The organism is Sphingomonas sp. 66-10, assembly GCF_001897045.1.
GTDB classification, from domain to species: domain Bacteria; phylum Pseudomonadota; class Alphaproteobacteria; order Sphingomonadales; family Sphingomonadaceae; genus Sphingomonas; species Sphingomonas lycopersici.
This window is the reverse complement of record NZ_MKRR01000111.1, coordinates 66,403-84,200: the sequence shown is the minus strand read 5'-3', so window position 1 is coordinate 84,200 and position 17,798 is coordinate 66,403. Positions and strand designations below refer to the sequence as shown.

General features: G+C 67.6%; 16 protein-coding genes and 1 pseudogene. 5 read left to right on the top strand and 12 right to left on the bottom strand.

Annotation, left to right across the window (positions count from 1 at the left end; translation table 11 throughout):
- Together uvrB and BGN95_RS11235 are read right to left on the bottom strand one after the other, a co-directional pair.
- Positions 1-2,108 (bottom strand): excinuclease ABC subunit UvrB (gene uvrB / locus BGN95_RS11240; protein ID WP_286772638.1); only part of this gene is annotated, 2,108 nt, incomplete at its 3' end.
- A gap of 27 nt (positions 2,109-2,135) precedes the next feature.
- Positions 2,136-2,954 carry an arylamine N-acetyltransferase family protein gene (locus BGN95_RS11235; protein WP_265312017.1) on the bottom strand — a complete coding sequence of 273 codons (819 nt, stop codon included), beginning with the start codon at positions 2,952-2,954 and terminating at the stop codon, positions 2,136-2,138.
- Between the two features lie 121 nt (positions 2,955-3,075).
- On the opposite strand from BGN95_RS11235, the gene BGN95_RS11230 reads away from it, so the two are divergent.
- Positions 3,076-3,735: a TetR family transcriptional regulator gene (locus BGN95_RS11230; RefSeq protein ID WP_265269249.1), complete on the top strand. Its 660-nt coding sequence runs from the start codon at positions 3,076-3,078 to the stop codon at positions 3,733-3,735.
- Here BGN95_RS11230 and BGN95_RS11225 read toward each other — a convergent pair.
- Positions 3,710-4,789 (bottom strand): GNAT family N-acetyltransferase, encoded by a 1,080-nt coding sequence (locus BGN95_RS11225; RefSeq protein WP_286772637.1) that lies wholly within the window; start codon positions 4,787-4,789, stop codon positions 3,710-3,712. The genes BGN95_RS11230 and BGN95_RS11225 overlap by 26 nt on opposite strands.
- 81 nt (positions 4,790-4,870) lie before the next feature.
- On the opposite strand from BGN95_RS11225, the gene BGN95_RS11220 reads away from it, so the two are divergent.
- Complete coding sequence (locus tag BGN95_RS11220) at positions 4,871-5,323, top strand: DUF2721 domain-containing protein (RefSeq protein ID WP_432423390.1); 453 nt, start codon at positions 4,871-4,873, stop codon at positions 5,321-5,323.
- Between the two features lie 69 nt (positions 5,324-5,392).
- Positions 5,393-6,559 (top strand): MBL fold metallo-hydrolase, encoded by a 1,167-nt coding sequence (locus BGN95_RS11215; RefSeq protein WP_502688286.1) that lies wholly within the window; start codon positions 5,393-5,395, stop codon positions 6,557-6,559.
- Between the two features lie 9 nt (positions 6,560-6,568).
- On the opposite strand, the gene BGN95_RS11210 is transcribed toward BGN95_RS11215, so the two are convergent.
- The 7 genes from BGN95_RS11210 to trmB all read right to left on the bottom strand — a co-directional run bounded on the left by BGN95_RS11210 (position 6,569) and on the right by trmB (position 13,773).
- Positions 6,569-7,615 carry a YeiH family protein gene (locus BGN95_RS11210; protein ID WP_286772635.1) on the bottom strand — a complete coding sequence of 349 codons (1,047 nt, stop codon included), beginning with the start codon at positions 7,613-7,615 and terminating at the stop codon, positions 6,569-6,571.
- Positions 7,616-7,862: 247 nt separating this feature from the next.
- A complete protein-coding gene (locus BGN95_RS11205) occupies positions 7,863-8,759 on the bottom strand; it encodes a LysR family transcriptional regulator (protein WP_286772634.1) in 897 nt (298 codons plus the stop codon).
- Positions 8,756-10,237, bottom strand: coding sequence for a helicase HerA domain-containing protein (locus BGN95_RS11200; RefSeq protein WP_286772633.1), 1,482 nt, complete (start codon positions 10,235-10,237; stop codon positions 8,756-8,758). The genes BGN95_RS11205 and BGN95_RS11200 overlap by 4 nt, the downstream gene beginning before the upstream one ends.
- A gap of 91 nt (positions 10,238-10,328) precedes the next feature.
- The gene (locus tag BGN95_RS11195; protein ID WP_265269255.1) at positions 10,329-10,520 is read right to left on the bottom strand and encodes a hypothetical protein; all 192 of its coding nucleotides are present in this window, start codon (positions 10,518-10,520) and stop codon (positions 10,329-10,331) included.
- Between the two features lie 237 nt (positions 10,521-10,757).
- On the bottom strand, positions 10,758-12,011 hold the full coding sequence (locus BGN95_RS11190; RefSeq protein WP_286772632.1) for a bifunctional alpha/beta hydrolase/OsmC family protein: 1,254 nt from the start codon (positions 12,009-12,011) through the stop codon (positions 10,758-10,760).
- 97 nt (positions 12,012-12,108) lie between these two features.
- Positions 12,109-13,035 (bottom strand): bifunctional helix-turn-helix transcriptional regulator/GNAT family N-acetyltransferase, encoded by a 927-nt coding sequence (locus BGN95_RS11185; RefSeq protein WP_265269257.1) that lies wholly within the window; start codon positions 13,033-13,035, stop codon positions 12,109-12,111.
- A gap of 57 nt (positions 13,036-13,092) precedes the next feature.
- Positions 13,093-13,773, bottom strand: a complete 681-nt coding sequence (trmB, locus tag BGN95_RS11180; protein WP_265269258.1) for a tRNA (guanine(46)-N(7))-methyltransferase TrmB — start codon at positions 13,771-13,773, stop codon at positions 13,093-13,095.
- Between the two features lie 99 nt (positions 13,774-13,872).
- Between trmB and BGN95_RS11175 the strand changes: the two genes are divergently transcribed.
- On the top strand, positions 13,873-14,640 hold the full coding sequence (locus BGN95_RS11175; RefSeq protein ID WP_179511565.1) for a hypothetical protein: 768 nt from the start codon (positions 13,873-13,875) through the stop codon (positions 14,638-14,640).
- 169 nt (positions 14,641-14,809) lie between these two features.
- Here BGN95_RS11175 and metK read toward each other — a convergent pair whose 3' ends face one another.
- On the bottom strand, positions 14,810-16,015 hold the full coding sequence (metK, locus tag BGN95_RS11170; RefSeq protein ID WP_179511566.1) for a methionine adenosyltransferase: 1,206 nt from the start codon (positions 16,013-16,015) through the stop codon (positions 14,810-14,812).
- A gap of 44 nt (positions 16,016-16,059) precedes the next feature.
- A complete protein-coding gene (gene lnt / locus BGN95_RS11165) occupies positions 16,060-17,598 on the bottom strand; it encodes an apolipoprotein N-acyltransferase (RefSeq protein ID WP_286772631.1) in 1,539 nt (512 codons plus the stop codon).
- A gap of 20 nt (positions 17,599-17,618) precedes the next feature.
- Here lnt and BGN95_RS11160 point away from each other — a divergent pair.
- Positions 17,619-17,798 (top strand): annotated as a pseudogene (locus BGN95_RS11160) (hypothetical protein); the annotation flags it as partial.

Below are 17,798 nucleotides of genomic sequence, written 5' to 3'. Positions count from 1 at the left end.
CCCATGACCGGCGCCTTGTGCTGGTCCGGCGGCAGCCCGAGTTCCTGCTGCTCCAGCGCGCGGATTTCGTCGCGCAGCCGCCCCGCTTCCTCGAATTCGAGGTCGGCGGCGGCCTTGCGCATCTGCTTTTCGAGCTCCTCGATATAAGCGCGCAGATTGTGGCCGACCATGTGCGGCAGATCCTCGTCGATCTCGACCGTCACCTGATCCTTCGAGGCGACATGCGCGATGATGTCGCCGATATTCTTGCGCCCCGTCGCCGGGGTGATGCCGTGCAGGCGGTTATATTCCTCCTGCTTCTCGCGGCGCCGCGCGGTCTCGTGCATCGCGCGCTCCATCGATCCGGTGATGCGATCGGCATAGAGGATCACCCGCCCGTCGACGTTGCGCGCGGCGCGCCCGATCGTCTGGATCAACGAGGTCTCGGAACGCAGGAAGCCTTCCTTGTCGGCGTCCATGATGCACACCAGCCCGCATTCGGGGATATCGAGCCCCTCGCGCAGCAGGTTGATCCCGACCAGCACGTCATAGACCCCGAGCCGCAGGTCGCGGATCAACTCGATCCGCTCCAGCGTCTCGACGTCGGAATGCATGTAGCGGACCTTGACCCCCGCCTCGTGCATATATTCGGTGAGGTCCTCCGCCATCCGCTTGGTCAGCGTGGTGACGAGCGTGCGATAGCCCTTCTCGGCGGTCTTGCGGCATTCGACGATGCAATCCTGCACCTGTTCCTCGACCGGGCGGATCTCGACCGGCGGGTCGATCAGCCCGGTCGGGCGGATCACCTGCTCCGAGAAGACCCCGCCGGTCTGCTCTATCTCCCAGCTGCCGGGGGTGGCGGAGACGCACACCGTCTGCGGGCGCATCGCATCCCATTCGTTGAAGCGCAGCGGGCGGTTGTCGATGCAGGAGGGGAGGCGGAAGCCATATTCGGCGAGCGTGATCTTGCGCCGGTGGTCGCCGCGCGCCATCGCGCCGACCTGCGGCACCGTCTGGTGGCTCTCGTCGACGAACAGCAGCGCGTTTTCCGGGAGATATTCGAACAGGGTGGGGGGCGGCTCGCCGGGCAGGCGCCCGGTGAGGAAGCGCGAATAATTCTCGATCCCCGCGCAGCTGCCGGTCGCCGCGATCATCTCCAGATCGAAATTGGTGCGCTGTTCGAGCCGCTGCGCCTCGAGCAGCCGGCCCTCGCCGGTCAGTTCCTTGAGCCGTTCGGCCAGCTCATGCTTGATCGCCTCGGTCGCCTGTTTGAGCGTCGGCCCCGGGGTCACATAGTGCGAATTGGCGTAGACGCGGACATGATCGAGGCTCGCCACCTTCTTGCCCGTCAGCGGATCGAATTCGACGATCTCCTCGATATCGTCGCCGAAGAAGGAGATGCGCCAGGCGCTATCCTCATAGTGCGACGGGAAGACCTCGAGATTGTCGCCCTTCACGCGGAAATTGCCGCGCGCAAAGGCGGCGTCGTTGCGCTTGTACTGCAGCGCGACGAGCTTGGGCACGATCTCGCGCTGGTCGACCGTCTGGCCCTTCTTGAGATCGAAGATCATCGCCGAATAGGTTTCGACCGACCCGATGCCGTACAGGCATGAGACCGAGGCGACGATCAGCACGTCGTCGCGCTCGAGCAGCGAGCGCGTCGCGGAGTGGCGCATCCGGTCGATCGCCTCGTTCACGCTCGACTCCTTCTCGATATAGGTGTCGGAGCGCGGCACATAGGCCTCGGGCTGGTAATAATCGTAATAGCTGACGAAATATTCGACCGCATTCTCGGGGAAGAAGCTCTTGAACTCGCCGTAGAGCTGCGCCGCGAGGATCTTGTTGGGCGCGAGCACCAGCGCCGGGCGCTGCAACTGCTCGATCACCTTGGCCATCGTGAAGGTCTTGCCCGAGCCGGTCACCCCGAGCAGCACCTGATCGCGCTCCCCGGCGCGCGCCGCCTCGACGATCTCGGCGATCGCGGTCGGCTGATCGCCCGATGGTTCGTACTCGCTGACCAGCTTGAATGGCCGCCCGCCCTCGGCCTTTTCCGGGCGCTGCGGACGATGGGGAACGAAGGCCTCGCCGGTTTCGGGCTCGGCGAGGCTGGTGCGGATCTGGATCGCCATGTTCCCTATATGGACCCGGCGTTTCGATTAGAACAGAGCGAGTTCGGCAATCTCTTCAACGGTGAGGTCGATCCCGAACATCAGGCTCATGCGGATGCGATAGACGCGCGGATCGGTGATCTCGCCGCTGGTCGTGCCTTCGCTCGAATGGCGGCGATAATTGCGGTCGACCAGCGTGGCGAAACCGAACGGCAGCACGATCGAGGCGATGACAAGCTGGGTGAAGCGGCTCTCCGGCGCGGTGGATGTCCACCAATTGCCCGCCGCCAGATCGGCGTCGTACACCGTGCGCAGGTCGAAACTATATTGCTGTTGCCAGCCCAGTTGGTCGGCGCTCGTCGTCGTGGACACGGGGACGCCGGCGCGCAGCAGCATCCAGCCGTAATCGTCGTGCCGTTCGAGCCGATGGCGCGAGCCGTCGGGCGCTTCGGCTTCGGCGCCGTCCTCCAGCGGGAGGATCGGGGCGTAGCTGCCGCCGAAGCCGGCGTCGGCGATCCACTCCCTGCCGTCGATTGTGACCAGCGACAAGGTGTGGGTGAGGGGCTGCGGCTCGGTCATTCCCAGCCAGACGCGGGCGAGCAACGGCCGCGCGGTGAAGCCGATCGCGGCGAGCGCATCGAGCAGCAAGCGGTTCTGTTCGAAGCAATAACCGCCGCGCCGCCGCGTCACGAGCTTGTCGAACACCGAGGCGGAATCGATCGCCACCCCGCGCCCGAGCTTCACATCGAGATTCTCGAACGGGATCGCGAGGCGGTGCGCGCGCTGCAACGCGGCGAGCCCTTCGACATCGGCGGCGGGGGCTTCGGGGAGATCGAGGCGGGCGAGATAGGCGGTGAGATCGAACATCGCCTTCCCATACAGATCGTATCGCCAAAGCGCGCGCGAAATTACCGGGCCTTGAGCCGGGCGGACGGCGGGTGTGCGGAGAAGCTTGCCCCCACGCGCCGCTTCGCCGATGCTGCGCCGGATGAGCGCGACCAAATCCCTCCCCCTCGGTCGCGGCAGCGCGACGCGCAACGAGTTGAAGCGTGCCGCCCGCCGCCTGTTCGCCGAGCGCGGGATCGCGGCGGTCGGGATGCGCGAGATCGTCGACGCGGCCGGGCAGCGCAACGCGGCGGCGGTACATTATTATTTCGGCAGCAAGGACGATCTGCTGCGCGAATTGCTGCTCGACGGCGCCGACGTGATCGACGCGCGTCGCCGCGCGCTGATGGACGAAGCCGAGGCGGCCGGGCCGCCGGACCTGCGCGCGGTGGTGCGCGCGATGGTCATGCCCAACAGCGACATTCCCGGCGATACCGGCGAGAACGAGACCTATTTCCGCTTCCTCATCAACGTGCAGAACGAGCGGCGCGCATTGTTCGACGAGACGGTGCACGAGCATTCCGAAGGCTATCTGCGCTATGTCGCGCATGTCCGCCGGCTGCTGGCGCATCAGCCCGAGGCGCTGGTCAAGCAGCGCATCGTCTATGCCGGGCTGGCGCTGCGCACGTTGCTCGCCGCGCGCGAAGCGGCGCAGGACGCGAGCGACAGCGGCTTCCATCATTATTGGAGCGGGCAGGCGGCGATGGACGGGATGGTCGACGCGGTCGAGGCGATCCTTACCGGCCCCGCCAGACGCGACTGATCAACGGCGCCAGCCGGGCGGGCAGGCCGGGGCGCAGCAGCAGCCAGTCGCGCAGCATTGGCCCCGGCGCCGCACCGATCACCTGCTTGTAGCCGCTATCCCCCATGCCCCAGTCGACAATTGTGATGCCGCGCGAGGATGCGTCGATAAGATTACGATAATAGAGCAATTTTCCCGGAGAATGCTTGGCATAGGCGGGGTCGTAGCTATTGGCGACGGCATATTTGAGCGTGCCGGCATCGAGATCGAACGAGAAAGCCGCGGGCCTGCCGTCGACGCTCAGCAATGCCGCGCGCATCATGCCCGCCAGCACCGGATCGGCCGCCGCGGTGCGCCAGAACAGCCCGTGCCCGCGCTCGGTGAACTTGGCGTCGCTGCCGTCGGTGCGCGCCATGATCCAGCTCGCCTGCTCGATCGCCGCAAGCGCATCGAAGGCAGCGGGCCAGTCGCGATTTGACAGGAAGCGCCAGTCGAGCGCGCCATGTTCGGCGAGCTGCTTCTCGTGATAGCGGTTCTTGCGCAGGGTCGAGCTGCGCGGCCACGCGCCCTCCGCCTGCAACGCCGCCATGTCGAGCAGCCAGCCTTGCCCGAGCGTCCGCATCGCCACGCCCCAGCCACGCGCACGCGCCGCCGCAAACAGCGCCGCCGCCGCCGGATCGTCGTCGGCGACCGGGCCGATGCGCAGCGCGTTGACGTCCCGGGCGAGCGTGTCGAGCGCTTGTTCGAGCACCTCGGCCCCGGCATCGACGGCGAGCGGGAAGCCGCGGAACGGCCAATAGCTGCCCGGCACCGTCGCGAGCCGCAGCCGAGCCGGGCCGACCGCGATCATCGGCAGCGCAAGCATCGCGACCTCCGCCGCGCTCACCGTCAGCGTCCGCGCCGCCCCTCCATAAGCGCGGAGCGCGGCGGCATACCATTGGTAACGCAGGAAACGGTGGGTCGGCGCAGCTGCCTCCGCCACCAGATCGATCGCGGCGGGCAGGCCGTCGACGATCTCGCCGCGCAGGGTGCGGGCGAGGCGACGGAACTGATCGGGCGGCATCGGTCTGGTCATCGGATGCGCTGGCATAAGCAAGCGCGGTTACCAGCGCGTTGCCGCTTGCCTCGATCGGACGCCGCGGGCAGGATTTCGGCCGTGCTGCAATATTCCCCAGACGTGTCGACGATCGCGCAGACGATCCAGCTTTCGCTCGGCCCCGTATTCATGCTCGCCGGGATCGGCGCGTTGCTCAACGTTCTGGCGGGGCGGCTGTCGCGGATCGTCGACCGCGCGCGGGCATTGGAGGCGCTGCATCCGCGCTCGACCGGGCGCGAGCACGATCGCCATGTGTGGGAATTGCGGCTGCTCGACCGGCGCATCACGATCATCAACTGGGCGCTGTATCTCGCGGTCTCCTCGGCGGTGATGACCTGCACGGTGGTGGCGATGCTGTTCGTCGCGGAGCTGGCGAACCTGCGCATCGGGCAATTCGTCGCGGTGGCGTTCGTGCTGGCGATGGTGTTGCTGATCACCGCGCTCGTCTCGTTCATGATCGAGGTGCGCATCTCGCTGAGAGCGATCCAGATTCGCGAGGAATTGCTTCGATAGCTGGCGGATGCGCCAGAGCGTGCCTATCTCACGGCGACGTTTATTATCGGGGGCCTTTCCTTGGCGCTTATCCTGAAGATCATTGCCGCGACGATCCTGTTCCTCGTCACGGCGGTCTGCCTTGCGGTCACGATCGTCCCGCGCTTCCTCGACCGGATCTATTATGTCGGCCCGCGGAGCGACCATTTCGACGGCGAGCGCTTCTTCAACCCCAGCGGGGAGGAGGAAACCTTCCGCCTGCCGGCCGGCGCGGGCGGACGCGCGGGGTTCTTTTGGCGCTATCTGACCGGGAGCGACGGCCGCCCGGCGTGGCCCAAGAGCGTGCCGGTGACCCCGGGCAAGCCCGAGCCGCGCGTCGAGGGCGATCGGCTGGTCGCGACCTGGGTCGGGCACGCGACGATGCTGCTCCAGACGCAGGGGCTCAACATCCTCACCGACCCGATCTGGTCCGACCGCACCGGCCCCTTGTGGTTCGGCCCGAAGCGGGTGACCGAGCCGGGGGTGCGTTTCGAGGATCTGCCGAAGATCGATCTCGTGCTGATCAGCCACAATCACTATGATCATCTCGATCAGCCGACGCTCAGGAAACTGTGGGACCGCGATCGGCCGATGATCGTCACCTCGCTCGGCAATGATGCGCTGATCGCGGCGGCAGGCGCCAAGGCGACAGCGCTCGATTGGGGGCAGCATGTGACGATCCGACCAGGTGTCGAGGTGATCGTCACCCGCAATCACCATTGGGGTAGCCGCTGGTTCACCGATCGCAATCGCGCCTTGTGGTCGAGCTTCGTCGTCAAGCTGCCGTCGGGCGGCAATCTGTTCTTCGCGGGGGACACCGGGCTGGGCGACGGCAAATGGCCCGTCGAGGCGGCGGGCTATGGCCCGATCCGGCTGGCGATGATCCCGATCGGCGCGTTCCGCTTCGTCCCCGGCCAGATGGAATCGGGCAGCCATATCGGCCCCGGCAACGCGGTCCGCATCTTCGACCGGCTCGGCGCGGCGCACGCCATCCCGATCCATTGGGGCACTTATCGACTGAGCTTCGAGGCGCGCGAAACGCCGCCGGCGATGCTCGCGACGCTGCTGCGCTGCACCGGCGGCGATGTGACCCGGTTCGCGCCGGCGGGGGTGGGCGTGCCGACCGAGATCGCGCCTTACGCACCGCCGGCTACGCGCCCCGACGAAGCGCTGATCGACGAATGCCTCAAGAGCCCGGAGATCGCCGCGCTGGAATAGCCGCTGCGCTCAGCCGAGGTGCAGGAGGTGGATGAAGGCGAGGCTGATCCCGCCGAGCACGAGGAGCGAGAGGATCACCGTCGCGGTGACGCGTCCGCCAGCCGACGCCACGGTGCGCACGTCCACGCCGAGCCCCAGCGCCGCCATCGAGACGACGGTGAGCATCGTCGCCGCATGCCCCAGCGGGGCGAGCGCGGCGTGCGGGACGAGATCGAGCGAGCGCAGCGCGACCAGCATGAGAAAGCCGATGATGAACCACGGCACCAGATGATGCAGCCGCGGGCGGGCAGGGCGCGCGTCCGCATTCTCCTCCCGCAGCGCGAGCAACGAGAGCAGCAGGCAGACCGGCCCGAGCATCAGCACGCGGACGAGCTTGACCAACGTGCCCATCTGTACCGCGGTCGGCCCGATCGGCGCGGCTGCCGCGATCACCTGAGGGACCGCATAGACGGTAAGCCCGGCGAGCGCGCCATATTGCACCCCGTCGAGCCCCAGCGCGATGCCGAGCAGCGGCAGCGCCAGCACGACGACCACGCCGAGCACCGCGGTGAACCCGATCGAAGCGGCGACGTCCTCGCCGTCCGCGCCGATCACCGGCGCGACCGCGGCGATCGCGGAATTGCCGCAGATCGAATTACCGCATGCCACGAGCAACGCCATTCGCATCGGGAGGCGCAGCCAGCGCCCGAGCAGGTAGCTCGCGCCGATCGCGAGGATCACCACCCCCGCGATGCCGAGCAGCAGCCACGGCCCGGCGGCAAGGATCGTCGCCGCGCTCACCGAAGCGCCGAGCAGCACGACCGCGAGTTCGAGCAGAAACTTCGCGCTGAACGCAATACCGGGGAACCAGCGGCGACCGGGCGCCCAACTGGTGCGGATGACCGTACCGAGCAGGATCGCCAGCACCAGCGCCTCAAGCCAGGCCCGGCCGAACAGCGCCTGTTCGCCGCGCTCCAGCACGAAAGCGATGAAGGTCACCGCGAGGGACAGCGCGACACCGGGGATCAGCGCAATGGCCGATCGGATCGCCTGGAGAGAACGATGCTGCGCGAGCACGGAAAATGCCTCCTTGTTCGGGAGGCAGATGGACCCGATAATTAATCGAATCCAACGATCAAATCATATCGTTTCAATCTAGAAACTTTATTGTTTCATCCGCTTCGTCCCGGTCTTGAGCCGGGATCCATCGTGCCTCGAGGGCAGGGGCAGGAACCTTTTCTCCGGCGCTTGCCTCCGGGGGAACCCCGGCTCAGGGGCAGAGTAACCGCGCGTGGATCGCGATCATACCGATCGCAGGATCCGATCAGATTACCCAGTTGGACGGCGCCTCATAGGCGTGGATGATCTCAAGCAGCGCTTCGGCCGCCTTGCTGCGATACCGCTCCTTCTGGCGGATCGCGAAGAACGGCCGTGCGGGAAGATCGAGCGGCAGCGCGGCCAGTTCGCGCGCGGAAAGTGCCGGCGCGACGACGAGCTGCGACAGCGCGGCATAGCCGACCCCGGCGCGCACCGCCGCCAGCACCGCTTCGTTCGAGGGCAAGGTCAGCACGATATTGAGCGTGCGCGGATCGACCCCGCGGGCGTGGATCGCCTCCTCGAAGGTCGATCGCGTGCCGGAACCGCGTTCGCGCATGATCCACGGCGCCGCGCGCAACCAGTCGTTGCTCACCGTTTCCGCCTCCACCGGCGACGCGCCGATCAGCAACATCCGGTCGGTGCCGACCTCGCCGTGCGCCAGCGCGGGTTCGTCGACCTTGCCTTCGATGAAGCCGAGCTCCGCGCCGCCTTCGAGCACGATCCGTGCCGCGCCTTCGGTATTGTCGATCGCGACGGTCAGTTCGATCTGCGGATAGCGGCGGTGGAAGGCCGCAAGCCGTTCGGGGAGCCAATAGCCCGCGATCGTCTGGCTGGCGATCAGCCGAAGCGCGCCGCGTTTCAGCCCGGCATATTCCGCCAGCGCGAGTTCGGCGCTCGCCGCCTGCGCGAGGAGCGCGCGGGCTTCGTCGAGGAACATGCGCCCGGTGTCGGTCAGTTCGATGCGCCGCCCGACGCGATCGAACAATCGGACCCCGTGGCGCGCCTCGAGCGCCGCGATCGCCGCGCTTGCCGCGGATTGAGTGACGTTGAGCACCTCCGCCGCGCGCGTGACATGCTGGCGTTCGGCGACACCGACGAAAATGCGAAGTTGTTCGAGCGTCATCGCCGGCCGCTGCTCCGCCGCGCGACATGCGGCTTGGGCTGCTCCGGGATCGCGGGCAGGGTGGTCCAGCCGAAATGCGGGAAGCTGATCGAGCGTTTGCCGGTCAGATCGACCCGCACCACGATCAGCCCCTTCTCTTCGATGAACTCGAGCATGCGCCGCGCCCGGCTCGGCGACGCTGTCTGGTAGAGCACCGCCAGCGCTTCGTTGTCCGGGCATTCCTCTTCCGCCCGCGCGGCGCGCGCCACGCCGAGGAAGGGCGCCAGCATATCCTCGGGCAAGGTCTCGCCCAGCGCGAGAACATCGTCCCAATCCTCGTCGGGATCGAGGCCGGCCCGCGCTATCGCGAATTGCCGCCGGAAACCGTCGAGCGTTTCGTTCGCCGCGACGCCGCGCATCCGGCAGCGCACCTGATAATCCTGATATAATTGCGGCAGCGGGACGCGCGCATCCTCCAGCGCCATCTCCGCCAGCACCGCACGGCGCACCGCCGCCTGCTCCGCCTCGTCGAGTTCGGGCATGTCCGGCACCGCGAGCGGCGCGGGCGCCGTGACGGCGCTTTGCATCAGCGACGCCATCGGCGGCACCGGCGGCACCGGCATGGTCAGCGCCAGCGTTTCCTGTGCGTCGACGGTGAACAACCGTTCGCGCAATCCGTCGGCATCGGCGGTAGGGAGCGGCATCAGCTTGGGGCTGACATTGCGCGCGCTGGTGGCGACGCTGCCGATCGTGACGCTGATCGGACGGCGCGAGATCGCCGGGCCGAGCGCGAGGAACTCGCCCCGCGTCAGATCGCGGATCTGATCGGCCTGCTTGCGCTCCATCCCGAGCAGATCGGCCGCGCGGGCCATGTCGATGTCGAGGAAGGTCCGCCCCATCAGGAAGTTGGATGCCTCCGCCGCGACATTCTTGGCGAGCTTGGCGAGCCGCTGGGTGGCGATCACCCCGGCGAGCCCGCGCTTGCGCCCGCGGCACATCAAATTGGTCATTGCCCCCAAGGAGGCGCGACGCGCTTCCTCACCGACCTCGCCCGCCGCGGCCGGCGCGAAAAGCTGCGCTTCATCGACCACGACGAGGATGGGAAACCATTGCTCGCGCGGCGCCTCGAACAGTGTCGCGAGGAAGGCGGCGGCGCAGCGCAGCTGATCGTCGGCCTCCAGCCCTTCGAGGTTGAGCACGACCGACGCGCGGTGCTCGCGTGCCCGTGCGGCGAGCCGCTCGATCTCGATCAGGCTGTAGTGCGCCGCATCCACCGCGATATGGTTGAAGGCATCGGCGAGCGAGACGAAATCGCCCTCGGGATCGATGACGACCTGCTGGACGAGCCCCGCGCTCCCTTCGAGCAGGCGGCGCAGCAGATGCGATTTGCCCGACCCCGAATTGCCCTGGACGAGCAGGCGCGTGGCCAGCAGCTCTTCGAGGTCAATCTCGACCGCACGGCCCGCTCCATCGAATCCCATGTCGATCTTGGCAGTCATTACCGAGCCGATGGCAATGCTCGCGGCGCGGGGCAAGCGGATTGCGTCGCACGACCGGGTTCGAAGCGGTGTCGAGCCCGCGGGCCGCGGGTCAATGGATCGCGATATGCCGCGGAAACCCGCTGTCCCGCATCACCACGCCGCGCGACCTGAGTTCGGCGGCATAACGTTCGGCGAATTCCCGGTGGACGCGCGCGACGCACGGATCGGCGGTCGAAAGCGCCATCGCCGCAGATTTGCGCTGTCGGGCATCAAGATATTCGAGTTCAGTCAACTGACGCATGACCTAGCCCCCGTTCCCCGCGGCAGCTTTCCACTTGCTGTCGGTTGGCGTCTTGCTGTGGGTATACGGCGCCAACGATGAGATTTTAGGGCTGCGCCGTTTCATTGACGAGCGCGGGCCGTTAATCTCCATCACCGTTTGTCGCGTAAATCGAACGATCTGCGGCACCCGTATTGGCGCGCTCGGCTTCCCGATCGCGCGAGTCGCCCTCGCCGTTGCGGGCGCCGGGCGCGTCTTTCAGCTCTCGACGGCGACCGCCATCGCCGCGGCATGTGCCTCGACCGGATCGGAGGCGGCGGGCGGTTCGCCCGGCTGGGTCTCGATCTGGGAGCCGCGTTCGAGCGCGCGGTGGACCGGGCAGCGCTCGGCGATCTCCAGCATGCGGCGGCGTTGCTCCGCATCGATCTCGCCCTCGATCGCGATCCGGCGGGTGAAGACGTCGGGCGGGGTGGCCGATGCTTGCCGGACATGGCCGACGGCGGTGCGGATGCGCGCGACCGGCCAGCCCTTTTGATCGGCGTACATCCTGAGCGTCATCGTCGTGCAGGCGGCGAGCCCGGCGCTGACCAGATCATAAGGCGTCGGCCCCGATCCCAATCCACCGACATCGACCGGCTCGTCGGCGAGGAAGCGGATGCCGCCGGCGTGGATCGAAACCTGGAATTTGCCGGCGCGGGTCTCCTCCGCGACGACATCGCCCTCCTGGCCAGCGTCGCGGGTCTCGGGCACGGGGGGCAGGTAGCGCGACGCCCAGCTCGCGATGACCTCGGCGGCATAATCGACGTCCCGGGCGTTGGTCAGCAGGTGATCGGCGCTGTCGAGCGAGATGAAGCTCTTGGGATGCCGCGCGGCGAGGAAGATCTGCGAGGCATTGTCGATGCCGACGGTTTCGTCGCGCGGCGCGTGGAGAATCAGTAGCGGACGCTTGAGCCCCGCGATCCGCGCGCCCTGATCGTGGTGGCGAAGATCCTCAACGAACGACTGGCGCACGCGGAATGGTCGGCCGGAGAGGCTGACTTCGGCCTCGCCGTCGCGCTCGATCGCCGCCACGCCCTCCGGGCCGAACTGATCGAGCACATGCGTGATATCGAACGGCGCGCCGATCGTCGCGACCGCCTTGACCATCGCCAGATCGCCCGCCGCGGCGAGCGCGGCCGCGCCGCCGAGGCTGTGACCGATCAAAAGGGTAGGCGGGCGGCCGCTCGCTGCCATTGCCTCCGCCGCGGCCGCCAGATCGGCGACGTCGGCGCCGAACCCGGCCTCGCCGAATGTCCCGCCGCTCTTGCCGAGGCCCGCGAAGTCGAACCGTAACGTCCCGATCCCGCGCCGCGCCAGCGCGCGGGAGATTCGCACCGCCGCGAGCCCGTCCTTGCCGCAGGTGAAGCAATGCGCGAACAAGGCCCAGCCGCGCGCCGGCGCATCGGGGAGCTCGATCCGGCCGACCAGCCGATATCCCGACGGGCTGGTGAATTCGAACGGGGATGCGACCATAGCCACCTCGCGCCTCAGCTCATGCGAGTCCCTGATCGGCATCGCATATCGGACGCGGTTTAGCCGCGATCGCGGTCGAAAGGCGAGTTCCGCGCGTTCAGAGATCGAGCGACCAGTTCTGCCCGATCAGATCGTGCCCGAAGGAATGATGCGGCGCCTCGTCGACGAGCACGAAGCCGGCTCGCTCGTAGATATGGCGCGCGGCGGCGAGCACGCTGTTGGTCCACAGGGTCAGGCGCCGATAGCCCAGGCGCCGCGCGTGGGCGATACAGGTCTCCACCAGCAATCTGCCGACACCCGCACCGCGCGCGAAGCTTTCGACATAGAGCAGGCGAAGCTTGGCCACCGCGGGATCGTCGCCGTGGACGAGAAAGATCGATCCCGCCATCTCGCCGTCGATATCGGCAATCCACGCCGCGTCACGCGCGGGATCGAACTGATCGTGGAAATCGGCAAGGATGCGTGACACCAGCGCTTCATATCCCTGATCCCAGCCATATTCCTCGGCATAGAGCATCATCTGGCGCGCGGCGACGAGCCCGAGATCGCCGGGCCGCAGCCCGCGCAGCGTGACCGACGCCGGCTCATCCCCGCCGTCGAACGCCTGCATCATCACGCTCGCCGCCCCGATCAGCCGCTGTCGCTGCCGCGCCGAGACGCGATCGAGCAGCGCGCCGATCGCTTCTTGCGCTCGCACGTCGAGGTCCGCGAAGGCGGCGCGCCCGGTGGGGGTCAGCGAGAGCAGTTGCTGGCGGCCGTGCCCCGGATCGTCGCGGGTTTCGAGCAGGCCGCGATCGGCGAAGCGCTTCAATGTGCGGCTGATCTGCGCGCGGTCCATGTTCAGCGTTCGCGCGATATCGGCGGCGGTCGGGTCCTCGCGGTGGGCAAGTTCGTACAGGATACGCGCCTCGCTCAGCGTGAAGCGGCTGCCGTCGAGATGCGCGTCGAGCAGCCCCAGCTGGTTGGTATAGAGCCGGTTGAACGCGCGGAGGAGGGCGACATCGCCTTGAGGTCGATCGAGCATAAGCGATCTTCCCTCACGATGTTGATTGAGTCAACAATGACGATGCAATGATCCCGGCTACACCCGCCGGAAAATATAATACCAGACTTCATGCCCTTGCCGCCGCGCCTTGCGCTCGTAGCGGGTCTCCGGCCAGTCGGCCGGGCGGTTGAGAAAATCCTCGGGCCCGCGCGCGGTCCATTCGAAATCGCGGCGCTGGCCCATGATCATCATCGCCCAGCGGCAATAGGTCGGATCGTCGGTGCCGAGACGGAATTCGTGCCCCGGCTTGAGCTTGGCGGCGATCAGATCGAGCGGGCCGTGGTTGACCATCCGCCGCTTGGCGTGGCGCGCCTTGGGCCAGGGATCAGGGTGGAGCAGATAGACCCGATCGAGGCTGGCATCGGGCAGACGCTCGATCACCTCGAGCGCGTCGCCCATATGCACCCGCACATTGCTCAGCGCGCGATCGCGGATATGGCCGAGTGCGCCGACCACCCCGTTGAGAAAGGGTTCGCAGCCGACGAAGCCGGTGCCGGGCGCTGCCTCGGCCTGCCCGGCGAGATGCTCGCCCGCGCCGAAGCCGATCTCGACCTGCAACGGGCGATCGTCGCCGAACAGCCGCTCGGCGGTGAGCGCGCCCCCCTCGGGCACCGCGACGCGCGGCAGCAGTTCCTCCACCAGAGCGGCCTGCCCGGCGCGTAACGCATGGCCTTGGCGCCGGCCGTAAAGGCGGCGGATCGTCGTCGGATCATTCATGGCGAGGCCGCGTAGAGGGGCGGGCGGGCGAGGGCAATGCCGCGTTCATCCTCGGCTCCTTAAATCGCCGCCGGGAAGTGTAGGATAGGGGAGAAAGTGATGCGTTTGGCCTGGGCGTTGGCGGTGATCGTCGCAGCGGTCCCGATGGCGGGCGATGCCCAACTGGCGTCGGAAAAATCGATCTCGCTGGTGAAGCGCGACGGCCATTGGACGGCCGTGCCGCTCATCTGCGACGCGACCAACCGCGATCGCGTGTTCGTTCTGGGCGCGCCGGGACGCAACGGGCAGATGGATCTGATCAGCTTTGCCAAGCCGGGGCTGAGCGCGCAGCGCGTCTCCGTCCGGCTCGGGCCGGGCGATCCGGGGGCCGGGCAGATCTATTACCCGTTGTTCAACCTCGTCGGGCGCGAGGTCGGCAACATCCATGCGATCAACCCCGGGATGGTCGAGCCCGGCGCGACGACCCCCGCGGTCACCGCGATCACCTTGGGGCGCGAGACGACGAATTGCCGCTTCGCCGCGCAGACCCGCGTGCTGGCGGTGACGGCGCGGCGCTCGATCCAGATCGTGCGGACCGAGCGCAACGGCTATCGCTACACCGCCTATAGCTTCGATACCGCCTTGCCCGAGACCAGCCAGCCGTGGGGCGGGCACGACAACCGCCCGTCGCTGGCGATCGACGGCGGGCGGCTGGTCGACCAAAGCAACGGCCGGCGTGTCTATGAATTCACCAACCGCGGCTTCGTCTATCGCGTGATGGTCTCAGTGCGCCCCGATCATCCCGGCGGCGGGGTCGAGGTGACGCAGGACGGGCGCAACGTGCTGCGCGAGGCGTTCGGGGCTTATACGGCGGCGGTGGTGCCGTAAGGCGGGCCGCTCGACCGTCACCGCGGCCTTGAGCCGGGGTCCATTGCGCCTGAAGTGCGGCGGCTAGAGCCTCTTGTCCAGCGCTTGCCTCCCGATGGCCCCCGGCTCAAGGCCGGGGTGACGGTGGTTTACTGGATATCGGGGTCGCTCTAGCCGCCGGCCACAACGCTCAGGCGGCGACGGCCGCCTTGAGCTTGTCGACCAGATCGGTCGCTTCCCAGGTGAAGTGGGTGCCGTCGCTCTCGCGGCCGAAATGGCCGTAGGCGGCGGTCTTCGAATAGATCGGCGCGTTGAGCTTGAGATGCTCGCGGATGCCCTTCGGCGTCAGGCGGACGAGCTTGGGCAGCACCTCCTCCAGCTTCGCCTCGGGCACGGTGCCGGTGCCGTGGGTATCGACATAGACCGACAGCGGCTCGGCGATGCCGATCGCATAGGACAGCTGGATCGTCACGCGCCGCGCCAGGCCGGCCGCGACGACGTTCTTCGCCAGATAGCGCGCGACATAGGCCGCCGAGCGATCGACCTTGGTCGGGTCCTTGCCGCTGAACGCGCCGCCGCCGTGCGGGGCCGCGCCGCCATAAGTGTCGACGATGATCTTGCGCCCGGTCACCCCGGCGTCGCCGTCCGGCCCGCCGATCTCGAACAGCCCGGTCGGGTTGACGTAGATCTTGTCGTCCGACGGCAGCCAGCCCTGCGGCAGGATTTCGGCGAACACGCCCTTGACGTAATCGCGCAGCTTGGCCTGGCCGGCCTCGTTCGACAGATCGGCCGAATGCTGGGTCGAAACGACCAGCGCGGTGGCGCGCACCGGCAGCTCGTTCTCATATTGCAGCGTGACCTGGCTCTTGGCGTCGGGCTCGAGGAACGGCGCCTTGCCCGAATGGCGGTCGGCGGCCATCCGCTCGAGGATCTTATGGCTGTAATAGAGCGTGGCGGGCATCAGGCCCGGGGTCTCGTCGGTCGCGTAACCGAACATGATGCCCTGGTCGCCGGCGCCTTCGTCCTTGTTGCCGCTCTCGTCGACGCCCATCGCGATATGCGCCGATTGCGGGTGGAGGTTGTTCGAGAAATCGAACGTCTGCCAGTGGAAGCCCGACTGTTCATAGCCGATGCGCTTCACCGTCTCGCGCACCGCCTGCTCGATCTCGGCCTCGATCCCGGGCGCCCAATTGCCGTCGGTGTCCATGATCCCGCGGCCGCGGATCTCGCCCGCCAGCACCACCTTGTTGGTGGTGGTGAGCGTTTCGCACGCGACGCGCGCCTCCGGGTCTTTCGAGAGGAACAGATCGACGATCGAATCCGAAATCTGATCGGCAACCTTGTCCGGGTGGCCTTCGCTGACCGATTCGCTCGTGAAAATGAACGACTGACGCATGATCGCTCCGATAACTTAACGATATAAAGATAACTTTATATGCCCTAACGCGCGCGCCGTCGAATGGCAACCGCCGTGGCGCCGAGCAGCAAGGCGACGATCAGCGCGGCCCAATTACCGATGCGCGAGAAGAGCGTGGGGGGCAGCGGCGCGGGCATCGCCACGTCGATCGCACCGGCGGTTTCGTGCGGCACGGTGGCGACGAGTCGCCCGTCGGCGGCGATCACCGCCGAAATCCCGGTCGGCGTCGCGCGGACGATCGGCAGGCCTTCCTCGATCGCGCGCATCCGCGCTTGCGCCAGATGCTGCGGCGGCCCCCACTTGCCGAACCACGCGTCGTTGGACGGGTTGAACAGCAGGCGCGGGCGGTGGGCGGGGTTGATCACCTGGCCGGAGAAGATGATCTCATAACAGATCTGCACCCCGATCTCGCCAAAGCCGGGGATGGCGAGGCTGCGCGGCCCCGGCCCGGGGGCGAAATCCATATCCCCCGGCACCAGCCGCGCAAGGCCGAGCGGCTTGAGCAGCCACGGCATCGGCAGATATTCGCCATAAGGGACGAGATGCGCCTTGTCGTAGCGCCCGTCGATTCGCGCTGCGGCGTCGACCGCGAATACCGAATTGGTCGCGGTGGTGATGTTGCCGGCGCGGTCGAACTGCAGCGCGGTGCCGCCGGTGAGCAGCACGTCACGCGGGCCGAGCAGCGCTGCCATACGGCGCCGGATCTGCTGCGGGTTCTGCTGATAGCTGTAGATATAGGGCGGATAGCCGTCCTCGATCAGATCGCGCACCACGCCCTCCGGCCACAGCACCAGCCGCGGCGCGGTCCCCGGGACGCCCGACAGCGCGGAGAGCTTGCGCAGCAGCAATTCGCCGTCGCTCTCGCCGCGCTGGTCCTGCGAGACATTGGGCTGGACGACGACGAGGCGCGGGGCGTCCGGCGACTCCCCGGCGGGTTCGCGATATCCCAGCGCTTGCGCCGCCAGCAGCGCGACCAGCGCGAGGCCCGCTCCGGCTAGCGGCAGCGGGCGGCGCGTTATCAGCAACAGGCTTGCCGCCAGCGCCACCGTCAGCCCCGACAGCGCGTAGGTGCCGATCCACGCCGCGAGGCTGGCGACCGGCTGCACCGGCACCCAGATCACCCCGATCGGGTCCCAGGCATAGCCGGTGAACATCACGCTGCGCAGCCACTCGCTCGCGATCCACGCCGCGCCGAAGCCGAGCGCATAGCCCGCATTGGGCCGCTTGCCGGGCAGATACCACGACAGCCCCGCCGCGATCGCGGGATAGACCGCGAGGTACAGCGCCAGCGCGAAGGGCGCGACATAGCCCAGCACCGGGGGCATCTTGTCCTGAAAATCAAAGGCGTGCTGGAACCAATTGTCGTTGATCGTGAAATGCCCGACCCCGAAGACCCAGCCGAGCCAAAGCGCCCGGCGCACGCTGGGCGCGCGCCATACCAGCGCGATCCATCCGGCGAAGCAGAGGAGGGTCAGCGGCCAGAGCTGGAGCGGCGCGAAACCGCAGGCGGCCAGCGCGCCGAGCAGCAGCGCGGTGAGGGCGGGGCGTCGGGTAAGCAACATCGCCGTGGGTCATGCGGGACGTGGCGGCCGGCGGCAAGGCAGACCATCGCATTTCAGGAGAAGTCGGCGCCGGTTTCCCGCCCGAAAATGCGCAAAGAGATAGCGAAAATCATCCGGAGGTGTATGATCGCGGCATGACACTCAGGCCGTTCCATCTCGCCTTTCCCGTCCACGATCTCGCCGCGGCGCGCGCCTTTTAC